Source organism: Actinomadura rupiterrae, from assembly GCF_024172125.1.
In the GTDB taxonomy this organism is placed as follows: domain Bacteria; phylum Actinomycetota; class Actinomycetes; order Streptosporangiales; family Streptosporangiaceae; genus Spirillospora; species Spirillospora rupiterrae.
In genome coordinates this window covers 1-24,496 of record NZ_JAMZEA010000012.1, presented here as the reverse complement: position 1 = coordinate 24,496, position 24,496 = coordinate 1, and the positions used below count along the sequence as shown (strand labels likewise).

The following is a 24,496-nucleotide window of genomic DNA, read 5'->3' as shown; positions in this document are numbered from 1 at the left end:
GGCTCGGCGCGGCTAGCTCGCCGCCCCACCTCGTGAAGGCCCATCGCTCTTGCTCTTACTCCATCCGAGTGGCTCAGGTCTGACCCAATGTAACCGCCGGAACCCGCGACTTCATCCCGGTTACGCGCCGGGGCCCGTCACAGGAGCAGCCCGGGGAGGTCGGCGAGGGTCGTGATGCGGGCCACGTCCGCTGGGGTTCCGGTGCCGGGACGGTCGAGCCAGACCCCGGTCAGCCCGGCCGCCGCCGCGCCCCGCGCGTCGGTGTCGAGCAGGTCCCCGACGTGCAGGACGGCGTCCGGCGGCAGCCCGAGCCGCGCGCACGCCGCCGTGAAGATCGCCGCGTCCGGCTTGGCCGCGCCGACCTCCCGGGACGCCATGACGCAGTCCGCCACGTGCGGCAGGACGCCGATCCGCTCCAGCTTCCTCCGCTGCTGCGAGCCGTCCCCGTTGGTCACGATCCCGAACCGCAGCCCGCGCGCCGCCAGCTCCTCGAACAGGGGCAGGACGTCCGGGAACGCGGCCCAGTGGCCCTGGTAGCGGGCGAGGTAGCCCGCGAACCACGCGTCCGCCTTCGCGTCGTCCCAGCCGGGGTGGCCGAGTTCGCGCGCGAGCGTGATCGCCCGGCGCCGCCGCTGCTCGGCGAAGCTCATCTCACCCCTGGCATACCGCTCGACGTAGCCGTCGGTCAGCTCGTTCCAGCGCCGCTCGACGAACCCGGTGTCCGCGCCTGGCCAGCACTCCAGGATCGCGCGGGTGGCGGCGGTCGCGTGGTCCATCAGCGTTCCGTCGAGATCGAACAGGACGGCGGCGGTGCGGAGGGGCATGACCGGGATTCTCGCAGCCGAAATCCGGGTGAGGCAGCGCTCGGCCTTCTGCGACCATCGCTTCCGTGGACATCAAGGGTGATTTCGAGATCCATCTGACCGTCGCCGGTCCGGACGCGCCGCGGGCGCGCGCGGCCGCCGCGGCGAGCGGACTGAAGCTCACCCTGATCGAGCTGGCGCGCGGCCGGACGCCGGCGCAGCCGATGCTGAGCCTGCGCCGGTCCGGCGCGTTCGGCGACGTGCTCGCGGAGGCCGACCGGACCGCCGCCGGGCTGCGCGCGGACGGTCTGGACGTCGTCCGCGTCAAGGTCGAGGCCGCGCCGTGGAACGACGGCGTGCCGCGCACCGACGCGGCGGGCGAGGCGCTCGGCTCCTACTTCGAGCACCACGTGAAGCTGCTGCTCGACCCGGACGCCGATCTCGCCGGGCTGACCCGGACGGCCGTGGCGCACGGCGCGCACGTGTCCCGCAACGTCCGGCGCGTCCGCCCGGACGGACGGCCCGAGCGCTTCGTCACCCAGCGCTGCCACCGCGTCGGCGCACCGACCGCCACGGCCCGCCTGGACGCGCTGGTCGAGGCGCTGCGCGCCGCGTCCTACGAGATCGTCGAGGTCGAGCGCGAGTACGTCGTCCACGACGACACCCCGTCCCTCGACGACGGATGGATCACCGAGGAGACCCGATGAACGTCTGGCACCAGATGCGGCACGGCCCCTGGTCGGCCGCGGACCCGCTGCCGAAGTACGCGCCCGACGCGCAGACCGCCGAGCGCAATTGGCTCCCGCCGGGCATCCGGCCGGTGCCGGACGCCGAGCAGGTGGCGGTGTTCGACCCGGCTGTGAAGCACTACGCCCGCGCGCTGCGTCCGAGCGAGCCGAGGTTCGATGACACGCACCGCGGCGGACGCTGGTTCGCCGCGCGGCGGCGCGCGATCGACCACGTGGTAGCCGGTGTCGCGGGTTCGCCGTGGGTGGACAACCTGATGCTGCGCGGAAGCATGCTGCTCTACGCCTGGTACGGCTCCGTCGCGCGCGAGCCGGGTGACCTGGACTTCGTCCTCCGGCCGCAGAGCTGGGGCGTGAAGGAGGAGCGCACCGACACCCTTCTGACCGGCGTCGCCCAGGCGGCCGAGGCGGTCTCCCGTGAAGAGGCGGCCTCCCGCGAGGACGCGGGATCCGGCACGCCGGTGCTCATCGACGCGGACGACGCGGTCTGGTCCGACATCTGGACGTACGACCGGGTTCCGGGCCGCCGCGTCATCCTGCCGTGGACGTCCGAGGACGCGGGCACCGGCACCGTCCAGCTCGACTTCGTGTTCAACGAGCGGCTGCCCGCCGCGCCCGAGTTCACCGGCATCCCGGCCCTGGCCGGAGGCCGGGACCCGGTCCGCGTCCTGGCCGCGACGCCCGAGCTGTCGCTGGCCTGGAAGCTGCTCTGGCTGACCAGCGACTCCTACCCCGAGGGCAAGGACCTCTTCGACGCCTGCCTGCTCGCCGACCGGACGACCCTGTCCGCGGACCTGCTCCGCAAGGTGTTCGACCTCGCGGACGAGCAGTACCGGCACTTCCCGGTGACCGAGCGGACCCTCCGGGAGGAGCTGGAGTACGTCGAGTGGGACGAGTTCCGCAAGGACCGTCCGGACGTCGCCGCCTCGCCCCAGTGGTACATCGACCACCTCGCCGAGTCGCTGCGCCCGACGTTCGAGGGCCGCTGACCCCGGACGTTTCGAAGGCCCCCGGTGGGAGGTGTACCGGGGGCCTTCTGGGTGGGGTCGCGGTCCGGCTCGTTCTGGGGAGGGCCGGACCGCGACCGGGGTGAGCTAGCCGAGGGAGGAGCTAGCCGAGGCCGCTGCGCATCGCGGAGACCAGCTCACCGTTCGAGGTGTCGCCGGACATCTCCCAGAAGAACGCGCCGCCGAGCCCCTGGGACTTCGCGAAGCCCATCTTCCCGCCGATCGTGGACGGGGTGTCGTAGCTCCACCAGTCGCTGCCGCACAGCCCGTACGCCGTTCCGGCGACGACGCTGTCGGCCGGGCACTTGGACTTGAGGACGCGGTAGTCCTCGATGCCCTGCTCGTAGGTGCCCGCGGCCGGGCCGGTGGCGGTGCCGCCGGGCGCCTTCTGCGTGACGCCCGTCCAGCCGCGTCCGTAGAAGCCGATGCCGAGCAGCAGCTTGCCGGACGGGATGCCGAGGCCCTTCAGCTTGGTGATCGTGTCGGTGCTGTTGAACTCCTTGATCGGGATGCCGGAGTAGGACGTCAGCGGGGAGTGCGGGGCGGTCGGGCCCTTGGCGTCCCACGCGCCGAAGTAGTCGTAGGTCATGACGTTGTACCAGTCGACGTACTGCGCGGCGCCCGCGTAGTCGGCCTTGTCCATCTTGCCGCCGGACGTGGCGTCCGCCGTGATCGCGGCCGTGATCAGCTGGGACGAGCCGAACCGCGACCGCAGCGCCGCGATCAGGTTCTTGAACGACGCGAACCCGCTGGTGTCGCAGCTGAGCCCGCACGCGTTCGGGTACTCCCAGTCGATGTCGATGCCGTCGAAGAGCCCGGCCCAGCGCGGGTCGTTGACCAGCTTGTAGCAGGAGTCGGCGAACGCGGCCGGGTTCGCGGCGGCCTGGGTGAAGCCGCCGGACCAGGTCCAGCCGCCGAACGACCAGATCACCTTGATGCCGGGGTACTTCTTCTTCAGCTCCTGGAGCTGGTGGAAGTTGCCGCGCAGCGCGCCGTTGTCCCAGGAGTCGGCCGTGCCGTCCACGCTGTCGGCGGCGGTGTAGGCCTTGTCGTAGTCGGCGTAGCTGTCGCCGATGGCGCACTGGCCGTTGGTGACGTTGCCGAACGCGTAGTTGATGTGCGTCAGCTTGCCCGCCGTGCCGCTGGTGTCGATGTTCTTGACCTGGTAGTTCCGCTGGTAGATGCCCCAGTCGGTGAAGTAGCCCATGACCTTCGAGCCGCCGGGCGGGGGAGTGCCGCCCGAGTCGTTGGTCGTCACCGACACGGCGTTGGACGCGGCGGACACGTTCCCGGCGGCGTCGCGCGCCTTGACGGTGAAGCTGTAGGCGGTCTTCGGGGTCAGGCCGGAGACCGTGGCGGACGTCCCGGTGACCGAGGTCGCCTTGGTCGTGCCCCGGTAGACGTCGTAGCCGACGACGCCGACGTTGTCGGTCGACGCCGTCCAGGACAGGCTGACCGTGGTGTCGGTCTTGCCGGTGGACGTCAGGCCGGACGGCGCGGTCGGGGCCTGGGTGTCCCCGCCGGGCGGCGTGGTCGAGCCGTCGCAGGCGCCGCCGTTGACGGTGCAGCCGGAGATCCAGCCCGAGCCGCTGCCGTCGAAGCCGAAGCTGGTGGTCGCGCCCGCCGCCACTGTCCCGTTCCAGGACGCGTTGGCGAAGGTGTAGTGGTTGCCCGAATGGGTCTGGGTGGTGTTCCAGGCCGAGGTGATCGCGGTCCCGGCCGCGGTGTCGAACTCCAGCTTCCAGCTGCTGATCGGCGCGGCGGTGCCGTTGCTGATCGTGCACGAGCCCTCGAAGCCCGTGCCCCAGTCGGAGGTCTTGGTGCAGGTCGCGGTGACGGCGCCGGCCGCCGCCGAGGGATGCGCCGCGGTCAGCGCGAGCCCCGCCGCCGCGGTGAGCGCGGACAGGGCCGCGAGGACCCGTCGGCTGCCCGGTGTGGCCATGATTCTCCGATCAGTTCGCGCCCCCGAACCAACAGGAATCTCAAGAATTCTTAGGAAAGTTTCCTAAGAGTCGCCGCGATGTTAACCGCGCCGCCGGGCCCCGGCAAGGGTTTCGGCGCAGCGGTTATGGGCGATCAAGCTGGTCCGCCCCGCACGCTGCGCCGGTCCGGAAGATCGCTTCCGCCCGCCGCCGGACGCCCGCGGTGCGGGGCTGGACCGCGCCCGGGGTCAGGCGCCGCCGAACCAGCCGGGGGCGTCCAGGCGCCAGATGTCGCCGGGCGTCATGGTCGCCAGGTCGGCCTCCAGGGCGCGCAGCCGGTCCCGGCCGAGCTCGTCCGCCCAGCGCTCCCGGACGGTCTCGAAGATCAGCGCGGACCGGCGCAGCGCGTCCACCCCGTGCCCCGTCAGCCGGACGATCTTGCGCCGCGCGTCGGACGGGTCGGCGGCGCGCTCGACGTAGCCGAGCCGCTCCAGGGTGTCCACGAGCTTGCCCGCGGCCTGCTTGCTGACGCCGAGGCGGCGGCCGAGCTCGACGGCGGACGTGCCGGACGGCCCGATCGCCTGGAAGACGAAGCCGTGCATCGGGCGCATGTGCGGGTGCCCCTGCCGGGCCAGCTCCTCGTGCGTCGCGTCGATGATCGTCCGGAACGCCAGGAACAGCCGGAGCGGCAGCTCGAAGCCGGGCGGATCGGTGTCGGGGCTTGACATGAAAGACAACCTCGTTGACTATATGGACAACCCAGTTGTCCAAACCTTAGCGGAGTGCCCCATGATCGTGATCCGAGCCGCCGAGTCCCGCCGCACCACGACCCCCAACGGCACCATGACCACCCTCGCGACGCCCACCCAGGGCGGCACGTCGACGCTCGCCGTGTGGCGGGTGGACGCGCTGCCCGGCGTGACCGGCCCGCTGCACACCTTCGACGCCGAGCAGGTCTGGACGTGCGTGGGCGGCGCGGCGTCCTGGACCGTCGGCGACGGCGAGCACGCGGACAAGGTGGACGTCGCGCCCGGCGACACCCTCGTCCTGCCCGCCGGCGCGCCGCGCCAGATGGTCATCTCCCCGGACGGCTTCCAGGCCGTCGTCGCCGCGCCCGCCGGAACCGTCGTCTACAACCCCGACCCCGCGAAGGAGGACGGCTGCGAACTCGCGCCGAAGGGCGACGAGCGCCTCACCCCGCCCTGGGTCCGCTGAGAGTGCCGATCAATAAATGATCTTGCCCGGACGTCCGGTGCCGATACCGGCACCGATACCGGAACGGAAGGGCGGACGGTTAGCACCACGAATTACCGCCCGCCGCAACCCGGTCACCAGGCGTGTCCTAAACCAAAGTGTAATCTAATCGCCGCTTTTCTCCCTCTTGTCCCATCCGTCAAGATCCGTTGATATTCGGTCGTTCGCCGTCTCTGTCCGACGGCGACCCGTCCGGCCCATCCCGACCGGACGCCGTTCTCGCGGCCGCGTTCACCCGCCCACGGCCGCGAAGGATCTTGTGAAGGGACCTCATGGCCCTACGACAGGCCAGATCGTCTCGGTTGACGGACGCGCGGGGCGGCGCGCTCACCCGGCGGAGCAGCGTGCTCGCCGGGCTGGGCGCGGCGGTGCTGGCGCTGGGCTCGGGGGCGCTCGCCGCCCCCGCCCACGCCGCGCCGAAGCCCGACGCGGGCCGCCCGTCCCGGGTGATCGTGCTGCTGAAGTCCGGCTCCGCGCAGAGCGCCCTGGTGGCGAAGGTGCGGGGCGCGGGCGGGACGAGGATCACCACCTACCAGGCCGTGCCGTCGTTCGCCGCGACGGTCTCCGCCGACCAGGCCGTCGCGCTCGCGAACGACCCGGCGGTCGCGGCCGTGGTGCCCGACACCAACGTGCCGGTCGCGCCCCCGGCGCCGAGCCAGAAGCCCACCGCCCCGGTCAAGGGCATGCGGGCGCAGGCGGCGCTGCCGTCCAACGTCTGCCCGACCGACCCGAAGAAGCCGCTGCCGGAGCCGGAGGCGCTGACCAGCACGCGCGCGTCGCTCGCGCACCGGGCCGGCATCGACGGCAAGGGCGTGACCGTCGCCTACATCGCCGATGGCGTCGACCCGAACAACCCCGACTTCGTCCGCGCGAACGGGCAGAAGGTCTTCACCGAGTACAAGGACTTCTCGGGCGAGGGCCCGGACACCCCGTCCGGCGGCGCCGAGGCGTTCGGCGACGCGTCCGCGATCGGCGCGCAGGGCCGGATGGTCTACGACGCGTCCGACTACGCGCACCCGTCGCAGAACATCCCCAAGGGCTGCACCATCCGGGTGCTCGGCATGGCGCCCGGCGCGTCCATCCTCGGGCTGAAGGCCGGCGGCGAGACGCTGCCGAACTCGGCCATCCTCCAGTCGATCGACTACGCGATCTCCAAGCACGTCAACGTGCTGAACGAGTCGTTCGGGTCGAACGTGTACCCCGACGACGGCAGCCGCGACACCATCCGGCTGTTCAACGACGCCGCCGTCCGCGCGGGCGTCACCGTCACGGTGTCCACCGGCGACGGCGGCATCAGCGGGACGCAGGGCAGTCCGTCCACGGACCCGAACGTGATCGCGACCGCCGCGTCCACCGACTTCCAGAACTACCAGCAGACCGGGTACGGCGCGTCGCGCTTCGCCAAGCCCGGCAAGTGGATCTCCAACAACATCTCGGCGCTGTCGTCCGGCGGCATCACCCAGGGCGGACGGGTCCCCGACCTCGCCGCGCCGGGCGAGTCCGACTGGGCGCTGTGCACGCCGGACCCGGAGAAGTTCGAGAACTGCGTCGGCTACTCCGGCAAGCCCGCCTCGATCCAGCCGTTCGGCGGGACGAGCCAGTCCGCGCCGATCACCGCGGGGGCCGCGGCCCTGGTCATCCAGGCGTACCGGTCCACGCACCACGGCCAGTCGCCGTCGCCGCTGCTGGTCAAGCGGTTCCTCACCGGCACCGCGCACGACCTCGGCCTGCCCGGCCCCGAGCAGGGCGCCGGTCTGCTGGACGCCAAGGCCGCCGTGGACGCCGCCCGCGCCTACAAGGGCGCCGACCCCGCCGCGCAGGGCGGCGGGAACGCCACCGTGGTCCCGAGCATCAGCCAGACCACGCTGACCGGCACCCAGGGCGGGACGGTGAGCAAGAGGTTCGCGCTCACCAACCACGGCACCAAGACCACCAAGGTCACCCTCGGGACGCGCGCGTACGACACCAGGCAGACGGGCTTCCAGACCGTCCCGCTCGCCGCGGGCTCGCTGCCGACGTTCCCGTACGCGACCAACGGCGTGCCGTGGGCGTACAAGAAGGTCACCTTCAAGGTCGCCAAGGGCACCGACGTGCTGGGCGTCTCCACCGCCTGGCAGGGCGTGAACAAGCCGCAGTCGAACGGCAGCCTCATCGGGCCGGTCGTCCGGCTCACGCTGATCGACCCGAACGGCGCGTACGCGGCCAACTCGCGCCCGCAGGGCGGCCCGGTCTCGGCGAACCACGCCTACGTGGACGTCCGCTACCCGGCGGCCGGCACGTGGACCGCGATCCTCTACACCCCGCAGGCCGGGGCGCAGTCCTACAGCGGCCCGGTCCAGTTCGCGACCAGCGCCGCCAAGGCCGTCGCGCGCGGCACGGTCAGCCCGTCCTCGGTCACCCTCAAGCCGGGCCAGAGCGCGGACGTCACGTTCCGCGCGAAGACCGACGGCAACCGCGGCGACCTGCCTGAGGCCGTCTGGTACAGGTCGGCCGAGGGCCAGTCCGGGTCGGTTCCGGTCGTCATCCGGACGCTCGTCCCGACCAAGGGCGGCAAGGGCACCTTCAGCGGCCTGATCACGGGCGGCAACGCCCGCGGCGGCACGCCGACGCAGACCGCGTCCTACGCGTTCGACGTGCCGAAGGGCCGGCACGACGTCGGCGTCACCCTGAAGCTCGCCCGCGACCCGAACGTCCTGGTCCAGGCCGCGCTGGTCGACCCGGACGGCCAGCTCATCGGCACCGGCTCCAACGCCCGCGGCTTCAAGGACGACGGCACGCCCGTCACCGCGAGCACCCTCCAGGTGTCGCAGGCGGACCCGGAGCCCGGCCGCTGGCGGCTGACCGTCATCGTCGCCAACCCGGTCAGCGGCAAGGAGATCTCGCAGAACTTCTCCGGCACGATCGGGTTCGACCAGGTGAAGGTCACCGGCTCCCTCCCGAACGGCGGCAAGCTGCCCGCCGGGAAGGCCGCGAACTTCACCCTCACCTATGCCAACAACGGGGTCGCGCCCGTCCCGGTGCAGGTGAACCCGCGGCTGCGGGACTACGCCGACGTCGCGCTCGCGCCGCTCGGCTCGTCCCCGACGATCACCCTGCCGATCACCCCGAGCTCGTCGGTCCCGGCGTACCTGGTGCCGCCCGGCACCCGGTCGCTGTCGCTGGGCGCCAAGTCCAGCCTCCCGGCCCAGGTCGAGCTGCAGGGCCCGTCCGGCCAGCCGGACGTGTTCGGCGACCTGAACGCGGCGAAGAAGGGCGACCTGACCTCGGTCGCGCGGGTCACCGAGGCGGGCGGACGGCACGTCCTCGCGCGCGGCTACTGGTTCAGCTACGTCCAGGAGATCGGCCCGTTCTCGGGTCCGGCCCCCGCGGGCAGCAGCACCCTGGCCGCCCTGGCGAAGACCCAGCCGTGGGACACCGCGGTGTCCTCGCCGGCCGGTGACCCGTACAAGACGGCGATCACCGGGGACTGGAACCAGGGCGGCAGCCCGGTCGTGGTCCAGCCCGGCAAGTCCGGAAAGGTCGCGGTGACGATCACGCCGTCCGGCAAGCCCGGCACGGTCGTGAACGGCGTGCTCTACCTGGTGACCTCGCCGGTGGGCGCGTTCAACGGCTCGCTCGGCGCCATCTACACCGGCGGCGACGTCCTGACCGCGATCCCGTACTCCTACACCGTTTCGTAACGACATGAAGGAAGGGCCGTCCCAGCCAGGGACGGCCCTTTCTCGTTCGCAGGATCAGGCGTGCAGGTAGGCCAGGACGGCCAGGACGCGCCGGTTGTCGTCCTCCGACACCGGCAGCCCGAGCTTGGCGAAGATGTTCGCGGTGTGCTTGGTGACGGCCTTCTCGGTGACGAACATCTTCGCGGCGATCGCGGCGTTCGACCGGCCCTCGGCCATCAGCTCCAGCACCTCGCGCTCGCGCGGTGTCAGCGCCTTCAGCGGCTCCTCGCGGGACCGGCGGGTGAGCAGCTGCGACACCACGTCCGGGTCGAGCGCGGTGCCGCCGTCGGCGACCCGGCGGACGGCCTCGACGAACTGCTTCACGTCCGAGACGCGGTCCTTCAGCAGGTAGCCGATGCCGCCGGAGCTGTCCGACAGCAGCTCGCGCGAGTACAGCTGCTCCACATGCTGCGACAGCACCAGGACGGGCAGCCCCGGGATCTCGCGGCGCGCGTCCAGCGCGGCCCGCAGGCCCTCGTCGGTGAACGTCGGCGGCAGCCGGACGTCCACGACCGCGACGTCCGGGCGGTGCTCCACCAGCGCCCGCTTCAGCGAGGGGCCGTTGTCCACGGCCTCGACGACCTCGAACTCGTAGGCCGACAGCAGGCGGATCAGCCCGTCCCGCAGCAGCGCTAGGTCTTCGGCGATGACAACGCGCACGGCAGCTCCATGGTCACGACGGTCGGCCCACCCTCGGGGCTGGTGACCGCCAACGTGCCGTCGAAGGCGGCCAGGCGGCGCTCGATGCCGCGCATCCCGCTCCCCGCGGTGGGATCCGCGCCGCCGCGCCCGTCATCCCCGACGATCATGACGAGCGCGGAGCCATTGTGCCGGACGTCCACCCATGCCCGCGCCGCCTCCGCGTGCTTGGCCGCGTTCGCGAGCATCTCGGCGACCGCGAAGTACGCGGCGGACTCGACCGGGGCGGCGGCCCGTCCGGGCACGTCCACCGCCACGTCCACCGGCAGCGGCAGGGTCAGCGCGAGCGCGCGGACGCCGCCCTCCAGCCCGCGCTCGGCGAGCACTGGCGGGTGGATGCCGCGCACCAGGTCGCGCAGCTCGGTCAGCGCCGTGCCGCTCGCCTGCCGCGCCTCGGCCATCAGCCGGGCGGCGGCCTCCGGGTCGTCCTTCACCAGCTGCTCGGCGAGCCCGATGGTCATCGACACCGCGACGATCCGGGCCTGCGCGCCGTCGTGCAGGTCGCGCTCGATGCGGCGCAGCTCGGCGGCCGAGGCGTCCACGGTCTCGGTGCGGGTCTCGGTCAGCTTCCGGACGCGCTCTTCAAGCCGGCCGCGGGTCGGGCCGAGCATCGACCGGTTGACGATGGCGTACGCCCGCATGATGGACGGCCCGAGCTGCCAGCCGACGAGCAGCATCAGCGAGCCGAGCAGCGCGCTCCCGGCCGAGCCGGCCAGGCCGTAGTCGCTGAGCGGCCAGAACGGCCCCCAGCCGAACGTGTGCACCTTCGGCATCCAGGGCGCCACCAGGACGCCCTCCAGCCCGTAGACGACCAGCGCGGCGGGCAGCCCGGCCAGCACGAGGCCGGTCACCGCGTTCACGGCCGTCCAGAGGATGTCGCGCCAGGTCGCCGGGTCGCGCAGCAGCCACTTCACGACCCCGATGCCGGACGCGCCCTCGGGCCGCGGACGGTACGGGACGACGATCTCGACGCCCGACCACTCCGCCGCCCAGCGCCGCTGCTGGTTCGCCAGGCCGCGCAGGGCGAACAGCACCGGCGGCAGCAGCGCCAGCCCCACCCCGAGCGGGACGAACGCCAGCGACACCAGCAGCAGGATCGCCAGCGGCAGGTTCGCGACCTGCGCCAGCAGGGCCTGGAGCAGGCTGCGCGCGACCGCCAGGCCGCTCTCTCGCGCGTGGTCGTGCGCTTCGCCGTTCACGGCCCCATTGTGCCCGGGTGCGCAAGCTGCGGGCGGTGGGTCCAGACCCCTAACCCCAGGGGTGGACTTTCCCCTACCCCTAAGAGGATGTGAGCCCACTGCACGGGCGCCTCCGCCGGACGAGCATCGAAGCGTCGGCCCGACAGGGACGGCTCAGACCGGTGACGGAACGACGGAAGGGCGTCGGGCTCATGAGCAGGCGATCGGTGACAGTGCGGGTGGCCCGCTGGAGCGCAGGCCACCCCTGGCGGGCGATCGGGTTGTGGATCGTCTTCGTGGTGGCGTGCACGGTGCTGGGCGGCGCCCTCGGCACGAACAAGGCGACCGACCTGGACCAGGCGGCTCGGGACGCGGGCACCGCCGGACGCGTCGCCCACGCCCACGGCGTGAGCCCGCCGGCGGTGGAGAACGTGGTCATCACGTCCCGGTCCGGGGCGCTGCCCCGCGCCGAGGCGCAGAAGGCGGCGACGGAGGTGGCCGCGGCGCTGCGGACGATGCCGCAGGTCGCCAAGGTGGACGCGGCCGTCCCCAGCAAGGACGGCACGGCGCTCATGGTCCCGGTGACCATGTCCGGGGACCCGCTGACGGCCAAGGACCGCGTCCAGCCGCTACGCGACCGGACCGCGAACGTCCAGAAGGAGCATCCCGGCCTGCGCGTGGAGCAGACCGGCGCCGCGTCGATCAACAAGGGCCTGTCGGAGCTGATCGCGAAGGACCTGGTCCGCGCGGACGGCATCGGCTTCCCGGTGACGCTGCTGATCCTGGTCGTGGCGTTCGGCGCGCTGATCGCCGCCGGCGTCCCGATCCTGCTCGCGATCACCGCGATCCTCGGCGCGACCGGGCTGACCGCGCTGGTCTCCCACCTCGTCCCGATGTACGACACCGCGAGCAGCATGACGATGCTGATGGGGATGGCCGTCGGCGTCGACTACTCGCTGTTCTACCTGCGCCGCGAGCGCGAGGAGCGGCTGCGCGGGGCGCGGCACCGGGACGCCATCGAGATCGCCGCCGCCACCTCCGGGCACGCGGTCGTGGTGTCCGGCGTCGCGGTGATCGTCGCCATGGCCGGGCTGTTCCTCACCCAGAACATCATCTTCACCTCGCTCGCGACCGCCGCGATCGTCGTGGTCGCGGTCGCCATGCTCGGCTCGATCACGGTGCTGCCCGCGATCCTCGCCAAGCTCGGCCCGCGCGTCGACAAGCCGCGCGTCCCGGTGCTGTGGCGGCTCACCGCGACCCGCGAGAACCCGCGCTTGTGGCGCGCGCTGCTGCGTCCGGCGCTCGGCCACCCGGTGATCACGCTCGTGCTGGCCGTCGCCGCGCTCGCCGCGCTGGCCCTACCGGCGCTCGGCATGAACCTGCGTCCGACCACCGCCGACCAGCTGCCGCGCGCGATCCCGGCGCTCCAGACCTACGACCGGCTCGTCGCCGCCTACCCGAGCCAGTCGACCGAGCACCAGATCGTCGTCCGGTCGGCTCCGGGCGAGGCCCAGCAGGTCCGCGCCGCGCTGACCGACCTCGCCAAGCGGACGTCCGGTGACCGGCTGTTCGTGGCGCGCGGGCCGCGTCCCGACATCCGGTCCTCGGCGGACGGACGCGTCCAGATGCTCACGCTCTCCACCCCGTACGGGATGAACAGCGGCCAGGCCCGCGACGCGGTCAAGGAACTGCGGGACGACCTCGTCCCCGCCACGGTCGGGAAGGTCGCGGGCGCCGAGAACTGGGTCGGCGGGGACGCCGCCGCCTCGGTCGACTTCGGCAAGCAGATCTCCGAGCGGCTGCCGCTGGTCGTCGCGTTCGTCCTCGGCCTGACCTTCGTGATGATGACGCTGATGTTCCGGTCGGTCGTCGTCGCGCTGACCGCGATCCTGGTCAACCTGCTGTCGGTGGGCGCCTCGTTCGGCGCGCTGGTGCTGATCTTCCAGCACACCTGGCTGGAGAAGCCGCTCGGCTTCCACAGCACCGGCGCGATCGTCGCCTGGATCCCGCTGTTCCTGTTCGCGGTGCTGTTCGGGCTCTCGATGGACTACCACGTCTTCCTGGTCAGCCGGATCCGCGAGGCCGCGCAGGCCGGGATGCCGACCCGGCGCGCCGTCGCCGAGGGCATCACCGGCTCGGCCGGCACCGTGACCAGCGCCGCGGTGATCATGATCTCGGTGTTCGCGATCTTCGGGGCGCTGCGCCTGATGGACATGAAGGAGATGGGCGTCGGGCTCGCCGTGGCGGTGCTGATCGACGCGGTGGTGATCCGGATCGTCGTCCTGCCCGCCGCGATGGTGCTGCTGGGCCGCGCGAACTGGTGGCCGGGACGCCTGTCCCGCAAGGCCCCGGCGCGCGGCGAGCGGATCTCCCAGCGGGTGCCCGTCGGCTGATCCACTCCGCGGGATCGGGATGGAGACCGTCCGGGAACCGGGGCTGACGCGACAAGCGGCCCCGGTTCCTGGACAATGCACGGGCGACATCCTGGGGAGAAAGCGAACCGACACGTGACAGTCACCAGCCAGAACGCCGCCGAGCAGGCCGCACCGCGGCCCATCACCGCGCGGATCGCCGAGGAGCTCGGCGTCAGGGAGGGGCAGGTGCGGGTCGCCGTCGAGCTGCTCGACGGCGGGTCGACCGTCCCGTTCATCGCCCGGTACCGCAAGGAGGCGACCGGCGCGCTCGACGACACCCAGCTCCGCGACCTGGAGGAGCGGCTCCGCTACCTCCGCGAGCTGGACGAGCGGCGCGCCGCGATCCTGGAGTCCGTCGAGGGCCAGGGCAAGCTGACCGACGAGCTGCGCGCGCAGATCATGGCCGCCGACTCCAAGGCCCGGCTGGAGGACATCTACCTCCCGTACAAGCCCAAGCGCCGCACCAAGGCCCAGATCGCCCGCGAGGCCGGCCTGGAGCCGCTCGCCGACCTGCTGCTGAACGACCCGACGCAGGATCCGGCCGCGTCCGCCGCCGCGTACGTGGACGCCGAGAAGGGCGTCGCGGACGGGACCGCCGCGCTGGAGGGCGCCCGCGCCATCCTGGTCGAGCGGTTCGCCGAGGACGCCGACCTGATCGGCTCCCTGCGCGAGCGGATGTGGACCAGCGGGCGCGTCGTCTCCAAGGTCCGCGAGGGCAAGGAGGAGGCGGGCGCGAAGTTCTCGGACTACTTCGAGTTCTCCGAGCCGTTCACCAAGCTGCCCTCGCACCGCATCCTCGCCCTGTTCCGCGGCGAGAAGGAGGAGGTCCTCGACCTGGACCTCCAGCCGGAGATGCAGGACGAGGAGCCCGGCGTCCGGTCCGGGTACGAGACCGAGATCGCCGCGCGGTACCGGATCGCCGACCAGGGCCGTCCGGCCGACAAGTGGCTGCAGGACGCCGTCCGGTGGGCGTGGCGGACGCGGATCCTCGTCCACCTCGGCATCGACCTGCGCACCCGGCTGCGCCAGGACGCCGAGGACGAGGCCGTCCGGGTCTTCGCCGCCAACCTCAAGGACCTGCTGCTGGCCGCGCCCGCCGGCACCCGCGCGACCATGGGCCTCGACCCGGGCCTGCGCACCGGCGTGAAGGTCGCGATCGTCGACGCCACCGGCAAGGCCGTGGCGACCGACACGATCTACCCGCACGAGCCGCGCCGGCAGTGGGACGCCTCGCTCGCGACCCTCGCCAAGCTGGCGAAAGAGCACAACGTCGATCTGATCGCGATCGGCAACGGCACCGCGTCGCGGGAGACCGACAAGCTCGCCGCCGACCTGATCGCGGCGAACCCGGAGCTGAAGCTCACCAAGATCATGGTGTCGGAGGCGGGCGCGTCGGTGTACTCGGCGTCCGCCTACGCCGCCCGCGAGCTGCCCGGCATGGACGTCTCGCTGCGCGGCGCGGTCTCCATCGCGCGCCGCCTCCAGGACCCGCTGGCCGAGCTGGTCAAGATCGACCCGAAGTCCATCGGCGTCGGCCAGTACCAGCACGACGTGTCCGAGGTGAAGCTGTCCCGCTCGCTGGACGCGGTCGTCGAGGACGCCGTGAACGCGGTCGGCGTGGACGTCAACACCGCGTCCGTGCCGCTGCTGACCCGGGTGTCGGGCATCGGCGAGAGCCTCGCCGCCTCGATCGTCGCGCACCGCGACGAGAACGGCCCGTTCCGCACCCGCGACGGCCTGCGCGGCGTCGCCCGGCTCGGCCCGAAGGCGTTCGAGCAGTGCGCGGGCTTCCTGCGCATCCCCGGCGGGGACGACCCGCTCGACGCCTCGGCCGTCCACCCCGAGTCGTACCCGGTCGTCCGGCGCATCCTGGACGCGGCGGGCACCGACATCAAGGCGCTGGTCGGCAACACCGCGACGCTCCGCTCGCTGAAGCCGGAGCGGTTCGTGGACGACACGTTCGGCCTGCCGACCGTCACCGACATCCTCGCCGAGCTGGAGAAGCCGGGCCGCGACCCGCGTCCCGCCTTCAAGACCGCCACCTTCAAGGAGGGCGTCGACAAGCTCGCCGACCTCCAGCCCGGGATGATCCTGGAGGGCGTGGTCACCAACGTCGCCGCGTTCGGCGCGTTCGTGGACGTCGGCGTCCACCAGGACGGCCTGGTGCACATCTCCGCGATGTCCAGCAAGTTCGTCGAGGACCCGCGCGACGTCGTCAAGCCCGGCGACATCGTCCGCGTGAAGGTCCTGGACGTGGACCTCCAGCGCAAGCGCATCTCCCTCACCCTCCGCCTGGACGAGGAGGCGCAGCAGCAGAAGCCCGCCGACCGCCAGCGCGGCGGCGGCAACCAGCGCGGCGGAGGCCAGCGCGGCGGAGGCGGAGGCCAGCGCGGCGGAGGCGGAGGCCAGCGCGGTGGCGGCGGAGGCCAGCAGCGCCGACAGGGCGGCAACGGCGGTGGCGGTGGAGGGGGCGGCCGAGGCCGCCAGAGCGGCGGCGGAAGCAGCGCCCCTGCCGGGAACAGCGCCATGGCGGACGCCCTCCGCCGCGCGGGCCTCGACAAGGGCCTCCCCAAGCAGGACCGCCGAGGCAAGTGACCGAACACTGAGGGCCGGGGGCGATCGCCCCCGGCCCTCAGTGTTCCCGCTTGATCAGCCAGAAGTGGCAGCTTGTCCGCAGTTGGCGCAGAAGCGCGCTCCGGACGGCATCTGGGAGCCGCAGCCGGTGCAGTGCGGGACGGGCGCGGCGACCGGCTGGCCGCAGCCCATGCAGAACTTCGCGCCCGCCGCGTTCCCGGTGTTGCAGGACGTGCAGACGACCGCGGCGACGGGCTGGGCCTGCGGTTGCGGCTGGGCGGCCGCCGCCTGCTGGCCGAGGCCGAGCCCGGCGGCGAGGAACGCGCCCGCGTTCGCGCCGCCGCCCTGGGCCATGCCCTGGCCGGCGCCGAGCGCCATCTGGCCCGCCGCGTAGTTGTTGAACCCGCCCGCGAGCTGCGAGTACTGGACGTCCCGGGCGAGCCGCTTGAGCTCGTTCTCGTCCTCGGGCGTCAGGTTGATGTCGAAGTTGCCCATGCGGGTGATCGCGACGCCGTACGCGGCGAGCTGGTTGTTGCCCGCGGCGATCGCCGCGTTCTCGATCTCCTGCGAGTAGGCCGACAGGCCCAGGATCGGCCAGCCGTTCCGGACGATCTGCGTGGTCACACCGGAGCGCAGCGCCTTGAGCAGCTGGTCGCTGACCCACGCGGCGACGCGCTCGTTGTCGGTGAGGTCCACGGTCCCGGCGAGGTTGATGATCATCCGGGCCGGGTCGGTGACCCGCAGCGCGTAGTCGCCGAACACCCGCAGCGTCACGATCAGCCCGCTCTTCGGGTCCTGGACGTTGTCGACCCGGCCGCCGAAGGTGAACGAGGTGAACTCGCGGGTGTGCACGAAGTACAGCTCGGCGCGGTAGGCGTTGCCGCCGGTCAGCCGGTCGATCACCGCGCCCAGTCCGGGCAGCTCCTCGGCGTCGATGTTGTGCCGTCCCGGCCCGAGCATCTGGACGACCTGGCCGGTGTTGACGAACAGGGCCATCTGGTCGGCGTTGACGATCGCCTTCGTGAAACGGCGGATGTTCACGTCCGGCCATTTGAAGACCAGCTGCCCCTTGCGTTCATCCGGTACCGCGATGAATTCCCGTTCGAACCAGGCCATGTCCCCTCGTACCCTCCACTGCGCCGGAAAGCCCCGAACGGATCCTAACCGTGCCTGCTACCTTCTTTCCGCGAATGGCGGCGAAACGGGCCGATAAAAGGTAAGCGCGAAGTTATAGCAAGGTTAAAAAGGTAAGGGCGGGGGCGGGAAGAAGCGGTGGAGAGAATCCAGTGCCGGTGGTGCCGCGGGCAGAACCCGCCCGGCACGATCAGCTGTGTGACCTGCGGCGCGCCGCAGAACGAGGCGGACCGCGTCAGCGACTCCGGCTGGCGCGAGGCGCCCCGGCTGCGGGACATGACCGAGTTCCGCTTCGGCAACAGCACCTGCCAGGTCGAGGGCGAGCTCGTCCCGGTCGCCGAGGTCGCCCTCGGCCAGGGCGACGCGGTGTACTTCGAGCACCACGTGATGCTGTGGAAGGACGAGCACACCCCGCTCTCGGCCTACAACACCGGCGGCGGCCTCAAGCGCTCCCTCGCCGGGATGCCGCACATCGTCACCGTCGCGTCCGGGCCCGGCCGCGTCGCCTTCTCCCGCGACTCCCCGGGCGAGCTGGTCGTCCTGCCCCTGCACCCGCAGATGGAGCTGGACGTCCGGGAGCACGCGTTCCTCGTGGCGTCCGGGTCGATCGGCTACTCGTTCGTCCGGATCAAGGGCCTGGCGAACATCCTGCACGGCGGCAACGGCATGTACATGGACCGGTTCGTCACCCAGGGGTATCCGGGCCTGCTGATGCTGCACGGCTACGGGAACGTCTTCGAGCGGGTGCTGCGGCCGGGGGAGAAGATCCTCGTCGAGCCCGGCGGATTCCTCTACAAGGACTCCACCGTGCAGATGCAGGCGGTGCAGATGAACCTCAAGACCGGCCTGCTCCGGCGCGGCATGTACCTGGCCGAGATGACCGGACCCGGCCGCGTCGGCATCCAGTCCATGTACGTCCACCACCACTCCGGGTGAGGCCGGAATGACCTCACAGCAAGGAATGGGCTCGCAGCAATACGTGTGCCGGTACTGCCGCCAGCCGAGCGACCCGTCCGCCCGCACCTGCCCGCTCTGCGGCGCGCCCGTGGACATCCGCGCCTCGGTGAGCATGTCCGGCTGGACGAAGCAGCCCGCGATCCGCGACATGGCGCACATCCAGTTCGGCCAGTCCCGCTGCCAGATCGAGGGGACCATGGTCCCGGTGGCCGACTTCGCGCTGGCCTCCGGCGAGTGGATCTACTTCTCGCACAAGAACCTGCTGTGGGCCGACCCCGGCGCCCAGCTCTCCAACATGGGCCTCAAGGGCGGCTGGAAGCGGATGATGGCCGGCCTCCCGCTGGTCATGCTCGTCGGCCAGGGACCGGGCCGGATCGCCCTGTCCGACAACCACGCGGGCGACATCGTCGTCCTGCCGCTCCAGCACGGCCAGTCGATGTGGGTGCGCGAGCACCGCTTCCTCGTCGCCACGGGCAACGTCGCCTACGACTGGACGAGCACCGGCATCTGGTACGACACCCGCAAGGGCGACGAGCGCGAGCGGCACTGGCCCATGGGCCAGTTCGGCGACGTGTTCTCCGCCCAGAACGGGCCGGGCCTGCTCCTCCTGCACGCGCCCGGGAACACCTTCGTCCGCGACCTCGCGCCGGGGGAGCCGCTCCTCATCCAGCCGAGCGCCCTGCTCTACCGGGACGTGACCGTCCAGGCCCACCTGCACCTGGAGTACCCGCGCAACCTGAACGGGCGGGGCCTGGCCTCCCTGTTCGGCAACCGCTACAGCAACCGCAGCATCTGGGCGCGGCTGGTCGGACCCGGCCGGGTCGCCGTCCAGTCGGTGTACGAGCGCCCGGAGGACGCGCTGCCCATCGCCAGGCACTCCAGAGCCACCAGCCGCAACTGGTAACGTCCCGTGGGACGACCGGAACCCGGGGATTGCGGTCCGCGAACGACCCGCCGATGTCCGCAGTTCCCCCGGTTACCCCATAGACTTGGCGCGCATGGGCGAGGAGCCGGTGATTCGGCGTGCCCGCCCTCTCGCGAGCCAGAGAGACAGACCCAGGCTGAGCAAGCGCGTCGAACGCCGCGGCGAAGACAGTGCCCGATCAAGGAGACCTACCCCAGTGAAGACCGATGTCGAGGAGCTGACCCCCACGCGGGTCAAGCTCACCGTCGAGGTTCCGTTCGACGAGCTCAAGCCGAATCTCGACAAGGCGTACCAGGAGATCTCGCGCCAGGTGCGGATCAAGGGCTTCCGGCCCGGCAAGGTCCCCGCCCGGCTGATCGACCAGTACGTGGGCCGGGGCGCGGTCCTCCAGGAGGCCGTCAACGACGCCCTGCCCGAGCTCTACGGCCGCGCCGTCGAGGAGAAGGAGATCTTCGTCCTCGGCCAGCCGGACGTCGAGGTCACCGAGCTCGACGACAACGAGAAGTTCGCCTTCACCGCCGAGGTCGACATCCGGCCGAAGTTCGAGGTGCCGGACTACGACGGCCTGGAGGTCGTCGTCGAGGACGCCGAGGTCACCGACGAGAAGGTCGACGAGACCCTCGACAACCTGCGCGAGCGGTTCGCCTCGCTGACCACGGTCGAGCGCGCCGCCGAGGCCGGCGACTTCGCCACCATCGACATCGCCGCCGAGATCGACGGCGAGTCCGTCGAGGACGCCGCCACCTCCGGGTACTCCTACGAGGTCGGCAGCGAGGGCGCCATCGAGGGCCTCTCGGACGCCGTCACCGGCCTGTCCGCCGGCGAGTCCAAGACGTTCACCTCCAAGCTCGTCGGCGGCGAGCGCGCGGGCGAGGACGCCGAGATCACCGTGACCGTCCAGTCGGTCAAGGTGAAGGACCTGCCCGCGGCCGACGACGAGTTCGCCCAGCTGGCCTCCGAGTTCGACACCATCGACGAGCTGCGCGACGACGTCCGCACCCGGCTCGGCCGCCAGGTCAAGCTCCAGCAGCTGTCCGACGCCCGCGACAAGGCGCTGGAGGCCCTGCTGGAGAAGGTCGAGATCCCGCTGCCGGACGCCGTCGTCCAGCAGGAGGTCGACCGCCGCTACCAGCAGCTCGACCAGCAGCTGCAGATGGCGGGCATGACCAAGGAGGACTACCTCAAGGACGAGGAGAAGTCCGAGGAGGACTTCGACCAGGAGGTCAAGGACGCCGCGGCCCTGGCCGTCAAGGGCGGCTTCGTCCTCGACCAGCTCGCCGTCCAGGAGGAGCTGGGCGTCGAGAACGAGGAGCTCAGCGAGTACGTCGTCACCCAGGCGATGCAGATGGGCGTCGCGCCCCAGCAGCTCGCCCAGTACCTCACCGAGAACAACCAGCTCCCGGCGATCGTGTCCGAGGTGCTGCGCAGCAAGGCCCTGAACCTGATCGTCGAGCACGTGGTGCTCAAGACCGAGTCCGGTGAGACCCTCGACGTCGAGGCCATCCAGCGCGAGCTGAACGGCGGCGACACCGAGGACCTCGCCGAGGACGCGGTCGACGAGGCCCAGGAGATCGCCGACGCCGCCGCCGACGCGGACGCCGCCGACGAGGCCGACCGCGAGCAGGCCGAGGAGGCCGACGCCGCGGCCGAGGCCAAGGCCGACGCCGAGGAGAAGGACGGCAAGGACGCCTGAGCGCGCCCCTGACGCCCGAACCGCCCCGCAGCCCGTCCCTCGGACGGACTGCGGGGCGGTTCCGTCTCTACGGGACGGTCCGGCCTCCGGGCGGGGACCGGCGGTGTCCTACGCGATCAAGCCCGGTTCTCGCCATCGGTACGCCCCTGGCGAAAAGCAGGGGGCTCGGGCTTAGGCGGGGCCCGGGGCGCGTTAATGTCCAATCATCCGAACCGATTAAAGGACCGGAGGAACACCCGGTGAGCATGCCTCCGACTTTCGACGAGTCGTCCCGGATCCAGGCGCGGGTGGCCGAGGCGCCGCTGCTGCCCCTGGGCGACCAGCTCTTCCAGCGGCTGCTGCGCGAGCGGATCGTCTTCCTCGGCCAGCAGGTGGACGACGACATCGCCAACCGCATCTGCGCCGAGCTGCTGCTGCTGTCGGCCGAGGACGGCCGCCGCGACATCACGCTGTACATCAACTCGCCCGGCGGCTCGGTGACGGCCGGCATGGCGATCTACGACATCATGCAGTACGTCCCGAACGACATCGTGACGGTCGGGATGGGCCTGGCGGCGTCGATGGGGCAGTTCCTGCTCTGCGCCGGCACCACCGGCAAGCGCTACGCCCTGCCGCACGCGCGGATCATGATGCACCAGCCGTCCGGCGGGATCGGCGGCACCGCGTCCGACATCAAGATCCAGGCCGAGCAGATGCTGTACGTCAAGAAGACGCTCGCCGAGAAGATCGCTTCCCACACCGGCCAGCCGCTGGACCAGATCGAGCGCGACTCCGACCGGGACCGCTGGTTCACCGCCGAGGAGGCCAAGGACTACGGCTTCGTCGACCACGTGGTGCTCAGCGCCAACCAGGTGCCCTCCGAGGGCACGGTCAGCTGACGAATCATCCCGAAGCGGAGGCAAGGCAAGTGAGCGAACTGTACCGACCCCAGATCCAGGCGGGCGGTGGCGTGATGCCGGTGGACAACCGCTACATCATCCCGTCGTTCGTCGAGCGCACCACGTACGGGGTCAAGGAGATGAACCCGTACAACAAGCTCTTCGAGGAGCGGATCATCTTCCTCGGGGTGCAGATCGACGACGCCTCGGCGAACGACGTGATGGCGCAGCTCATCACGCTGGAGTCGATCGACCCCGACCGCGACATCAGCATCTACATCAACTCGCCCGGCGGCTCCTTCACCGCCATGACGGCGATCTACGACACGATGCAGTTCGTCAAGCCGGACATCCAGACGGTCTGCATCGGCCAGGCGGCCTCGGCCGCGGCGGTGCTGCTCGCCGCGGGCACCCCCGGCAAGCGGGCCGCGCTGCCGAACTCGCGGATCCTGATCCACCAGCCCGCGACCGAGGGCACCTACGGCCAGTCCTCCGACATCGAGATCCAGGCCCGCGAGATCATGCGGATCCGGGAGCAGCTGGAGGACATCCTGGCCACGCACTCCGGGCGGGACCTGGAGGAGGTCCGCCGGGACATCGAGCGGGACAAGATCCTCACGGCCCAGGAGGCCAAGGAGTACGGCCTGATCGACGACGTCTTCGTCAGCAGGAAGCGCAAAGCCGAGGTAGTGTCGTCCTGATAGACGGCGCTCACGGCGTCCCCTCGGGAGGGCGCGTTGGGCCCCCGCCCGGCCGGGATCGAACCGGGCGGGGGGCTTAACAACCCGCTTCGAGGCGGTAACGTCGAGTCCAGCGCCTGGAGCCTCCGGGACCAGACCGAGCCGCAGCGGATGGCCTCACAGGCCGCGGCCCCACGAAAAGGAGACAGTTGGGTGGCACGCATCGGCGACGGTGGTGACCTGCTCAAGTGCTCGTTCTGCGGGAAGAGCCAGAAGCAGGTCAAGAAGCTCATCGCGGGTCCGGGCGTGTACATCTGCGACGAGTGCATCGATCTCTGCAACGAGATCATCGAGGAGGAGCTCTCCGAGACCTCCGATCTCAAGTGGGACAGCCTGCCCAAGCCGCGGGAGATCTACGAGTTCCTGGACTCCTACGTGATCGGGCAGGAGACGGCCAAGAAGGCCCTCTCGGTGGCCGTCTACAACCACTACAAGCGGATCCAGTCCGGTGACACGGGCTCGGGCGACGGGGTCGAGCTGGGCAAGTCCAACATCCTGCTCCTCGGCCCGACCGGATCGGGCAAGACGCTGCTCGCGCAGACGCTCGCCAAACTCCTCAACGTCCCGTTCGCGATCGCGGACGCCACGGCGCTGACGGAGGCCGGGTACGTCGGCGAGGATGTCGAGAACATCCTGCTGAAACTGATCCAGGCGGCCGACTACGACGTCAAGAAGGCCGAGACCGGGATCATCTACATCGACGAGGTCGACAAGATCGCCCGCAAGAGCGAGAACCCGTCGATCACCAGGGACGTCTCGGGTGAGGGCGTCCAGCAGGCGCTGCTGAAGATCCTGGAGGGGACGACCGCGTCGGTCCCGCCGCAGGGCGGCCGCAAGCACCCGCACCAGGAGTTCATTCAGATCGACACCACCAACGTGCTGTTCATCTGCGGCGGCGCGTTCGCCGGCCTGGAGAAGATCGTCGAGTCCCGGGTCGGCAAGCAGGGCATGGGCTTCGGCGCGGTGATCCGCTCCAAGAACGACTTCGAGGAGTCGTCCGCCGTGCTCGGCGACGTGATGCCCGAGGACCTGCTGAAGTTCGGCATGATCCCCGAGTTCATCGGCCGCCTCCCGGTGATCACCAGCGTGCACAACCTGGACCGCGAGGCCCTGATCAACATCCTCACGGTCCCGAAGAACGCGCTGGTCCGCCAGTACCACCGGCTCTTCGAGCTGGACGGCGTCGACCTGGAGTTCACCGGCGACGCCCTGGAGGCCATCGCCGACCAGGCGATCCTGCGCGGCACCGGCGCCCGCGGCCTCCGCGCCATCATGGAGGAGGTCCTCCTCTCGGTGATGTACGAGGTCCCGTCCCGCCAGGACGTCGCCCGCGTCGTCATCACCCGCGAGGCCGTCCTGGAGCACGTCAACCCGACCCTCGTCCCGCGCGAACGCACCAAACGCGAACCCCGCGAAAAGAGCGCCTAGCAAGCGCCAGGACGCCCGCGAGAAGGCCCGCCGCCCCAGGGGACGGCGGGCCTTCCGGCGTCTGGGGGGCGGTGTCTCAGCCTTTCGAGGACTCGCCGAGGCCGGCTTCTCGGGCCATGACTATGGCCTGGGCGCGGTCGGCGACGTGGAGCTTCATGAAGATGTTGGAGACGTGGTTGCGGACGGTCTTGGTGGACAGGAAGAGCGCGGAGGCGATGTCGGCGTTGCCGCGGCCCTGCGCGATCAGCTCCAGGACCTCGCGTTCGCGCTCGGTGAGCTGGGGGAAGGCGTTCTGGCGGGGGTGCGGCATGCCCGCGAAGTAGGTCAGGACGCGCCGGGCGATCTCCGGGCCGTAGATGGCCTCGCCGGCGGCGACGGCCTTGACGGCGCGGGCGATCTCCTCGGCGCCGGACTCCTTCAGGAGG

At 71.3% G+C, this 24,496-nt stretch carries 19 protein-coding genes; 12 read left to right on the top strand and 7 right to left on the bottom strand.

What is annotated here, in order from left to right:
• Positions 1-137 precede the first annotated feature (137 nt).
• On the bottom strand, positions 138-824 hold the full coding sequence (locus tag FHU30_RS35505; RefSeq protein ID WP_253881926.1) for an HAD family hydrolase: 687 nt from the start codon (positions 822-824) through the stop codon (positions 138-140).
• A gap of 65 nt (positions 825-889) precedes the next feature.
• Here FHU30_RS35505 and FHU30_RS35500 point away from each other — a divergent pair, with 65 nt between their 5' ends.
• Together FHU30_RS35500 and FHU30_RS35495 are read left to right on the top strand one after the other, a co-directional pair.
• Positions 890-1,510, top strand: coding sequence for a hypothetical protein (locus FHU30_RS35500; RefSeq protein WP_253881925.1), 621 nt, complete (start codon positions 890-892; stop codon positions 1,508-1,510).
• Positions 1,507-2,538: a nucleotidyl transferase AbiEii/AbiGii toxin family protein gene (locus FHU30_RS35495; RefSeq protein WP_253881924.1), complete on the top strand. Its 1,032-nt coding sequence runs from the start codon at positions 1,507-1,509 to the stop codon at positions 2,536-2,538. The genes FHU30_RS35500 and FHU30_RS35495 overlap by 4 nt, the downstream gene beginning before the upstream one ends.
• Before the next feature lie 121 nt (positions 2,539-2,659).
• Here the strand turns inward: FHU30_RS35495 and FHU30_RS46545 are convergent, their stop codons facing one another.
• Entirely contained in the window at positions 2,660-4,498 is a 1,839-nt protein-coding gene (locus FHU30_RS46545; RefSeq protein WP_301324153.1) for a glycosyl hydrolase family 18 protein, read from the bottom strand.
• A 228-nt stretch (positions 4,499-4,726) separates the two neighbouring features.
• On the bottom strand, positions 4,727-5,206 hold the full coding sequence (locus FHU30_RS35475) for a MarR family winged helix-turn-helix transcriptional regulator (protein ID WP_253881923.1): 480 nt from the start codon (positions 5,204-5,206) through the stop codon (positions 4,727-4,729).
• Positions 5,207-5,267: 61 nt separating this feature from the next.
• On the opposite strand from FHU30_RS35475, the gene FHU30_RS35470 reads away from it, so the two are divergent.
• Both FHU30_RS35470 and FHU30_RS35465 read left to right on the top strand, forming a co-directional pair.
• Positions 5,268-5,693 carry a cupin domain-containing protein gene (locus FHU30_RS35470; protein ID WP_253881922.1) on the top strand — a complete coding sequence of 142 codons (426 nt, stop codon included), beginning with the start codon at positions 5,268-5,270 and terminating at the stop codon, positions 5,691-5,693.
• Positions 5,694-6,034: 341 nt separating this feature from the next.
• Complete coding sequence (locus FHU30_RS35465) at positions 6,035-9,412, top strand: S8 family peptidase (protein WP_253881921.1); 3,378 nt, start codon at positions 6,035-6,037, stop codon at positions 9,410-9,412.
• A gap of 54 nt (positions 9,413-9,466) precedes the next feature.
• Here FHU30_RS35465 and FHU30_RS35460 read toward each other — a convergent pair whose 3' ends face one another.
• Together FHU30_RS35460 and FHU30_RS35455 are read right to left on the bottom strand one after the other, a co-directional pair.
• Positions 9,467-10,111, bottom strand: a complete 645-nt coding sequence (locus FHU30_RS35460) for a LuxR C-terminal-related transcriptional regulator (protein WP_253881920.1) — start codon at positions 10,109-10,111, stop codon at positions 9,467-9,469.
• Positions 10,084-11,349: a sensor histidine kinase gene (locus FHU30_RS35455; protein ID WP_253881919.1), complete on the bottom strand. Its 1,266-nt coding sequence runs from the start codon at positions 11,347-11,349 to the stop codon at positions 10,084-10,086. Before FHU30_RS35455 ends, FHU30_RS35460 begins: the two co-directional genes overlap by 28 nt.
• Before the next feature lie 206 nt (positions 11,350-11,555).
• On the opposite strand from FHU30_RS35455, the gene FHU30_RS35450 reads away from it, so the two are divergent.
• The gene (locus FHU30_RS35450) at positions 11,556-13,721 is read left to right on the top strand and encodes an MMPL family transporter (protein ID WP_253881918.1); all 2,166 of its coding nucleotides are present in this window, start codon (positions 11,556-11,558) and stop codon (positions 13,719-13,721) included.
• Positions 13,722-13,796: 75 nt separating this feature from the next.
• A complete protein-coding gene (locus FHU30_RS35445; protein WP_301324151.1) occupies positions 13,797-16,337 on the top strand; it encodes a Tex family protein in 2,541 nt (846 codons plus the stop codon).
• A gap of 54 nt (positions 16,338-16,391) precedes the next feature.
• On the opposite strand, the gene FHU30_RS35440 is transcribed toward FHU30_RS35445, so the two are convergent.
• Positions 16,392-17,432, bottom strand: coding sequence for an SPFH domain-containing protein (locus FHU30_RS35440; RefSeq protein WP_253881916.1), 1,041 nt, complete (start codon positions 17,430-17,432; stop codon positions 16,392-16,394).
• Between the two features lie 216 nt (positions 17,433-17,648).
• On the opposite strand from FHU30_RS35440, the gene FHU30_RS35435 reads away from it, so the two are divergent.
• From FHU30_RS35435 to clpX, 6 genes are all read left to right on the top strand, one after another.
• On the top strand, positions 17,649-18,386 hold the full coding sequence (locus FHU30_RS35435; protein WP_253881915.1) for an AIM24 family protein: 738 nt from the start codon (positions 17,649-17,651) through the stop codon (positions 18,384-18,386).
• A 7-nt stretch (positions 18,387-18,393) separates the two neighbouring features.
• Positions 18,394-19,311 (top strand): AIM24 family protein, encoded by a 918-nt coding sequence (locus tag FHU30_RS35430; protein ID WP_253881914.1) that lies wholly within the window; start codon positions 18,394-18,396, stop codon positions 19,309-19,311.
• Between the two features lie 217 nt (positions 19,312-19,528).
• The gene (gene tig, locus FHU30_RS35425; RefSeq protein ID WP_253881913.1) at positions 19,529-21,025 is read left to right on the top strand and encodes a trigger factor; all 1,497 of its coding nucleotides are present in this window, start codon (positions 19,529-19,531) and stop codon (positions 21,023-21,025) included.
• 245 nt (positions 21,026-21,270) lie between these two features.
• Positions 21,271-21,903 carry a ClpP family protease gene (locus FHU30_RS35420; RefSeq protein ID WP_253882148.1) on the top strand — a complete coding sequence of 211 codons (633 nt, stop codon included), beginning with the start codon at positions 21,271-21,273 and terminating at the stop codon, positions 21,901-21,903.
• Between the two features lie 74 nt (positions 21,904-21,977).
• Entirely contained in the window at positions 21,978-22,604 is a 627-nt protein-coding gene (locus tag FHU30_RS35415; protein ID WP_301324159.1) for an ATP-dependent Clp protease proteolytic subunit, read from the top strand.
• 192 nt (positions 22,605-22,796) lie between these two features.
• Positions 22,797-24,071: an ATP-dependent Clp protease ATP-binding subunit ClpX gene (gene clpX, locus FHU30_RS35410; RefSeq protein WP_253881911.1), complete on the top strand. Its 1,275-nt coding sequence runs from the start codon at positions 22,797-22,799 to the stop codon at positions 24,069-24,071.
• Positions 24,072-24,147: 76 nt separating this feature from the next.
• On the opposite strand, the gene FHU30_RS35405 is transcribed toward clpX, so the two are convergent.
• The coding region (locus tag FHU30_RS35405) for a helix-turn-helix domain-containing protein (protein ID WP_253881910.1) at positions 24,148-24,496 on the bottom strand (349 nt) is incomplete at its 5' end.

Bases quoted from the DNA above. Each gene is read 5' to 3' on its own strand.
- FHU30_RS35505 (WP_253881926.1), bottom strand. From the start codon at position 824: ATGCCCCTCCGCACCGCCGCCGTCCTGTTCGATCTCGACGGAACGCTG.
- FHU30_RS35495 (WP_253881924.1), top strand. From the start codon at position 1,507: ATGAACGTCTGGCACCAGATGCGGCACGGCCCCTGGTCGGCCGCGGAC.
- FHU30_RS46545 (WP_301324153.1), bottom strand. From the start codon at position 4,498: ATGGCCACACCGGGCAGCCGACGGGTCCTCGCGGCCCTGTCCGCGCTC.
- FHU30_RS35475 (WP_253881923.1), bottom strand. From the start codon at position 5,206: ATGTCAAGCCCCGACACCGATCCGCCCGGCTTCGAGCTGCCGCTCCGG.
- FHU30_RS35470 (WP_253881922.1), top strand. From the start codon at position 5,268: ATGATCGTGATCCGAGCCGCCGAGTCCCGCCGCACCACGACCCCCAAC.
- FHU30_RS35445 (WP_301324151.1), top strand. From the start codon at position 13,797: ATGCACGGGCGACATCCTGGGGAGAAAGCGAACCGACACGTGACAGTC.
- FHU30_RS35440 (WP_253881916.1), bottom strand. From the start codon at position 17,432: ATGGCCTGGTTCGAACGGGAATTCATCGCGGTACCGGATGAACGCAAG.
- FHU30_RS35430 (WP_253881914.1), top strand. From the start codon at position 18,394: ATGACCTCACAGCAAGGAATGGGCTCGCAGCAATACGTGTGCCGGTAC.
- FHU30_RS35420 (WP_253882148.1), top strand. From the start codon at position 21,271: ATGCCTCCGACTTTCGACGAGTCGTCCCGGATCCAGGCGCGGGTGGCC.
- FHU30_RS35415 (WP_301324159.1), top strand. From the start codon at position 21,978: ATGCCGGTGGACAACCGCTACATCATCCCGTCGTTCGTCGAGCGCACC.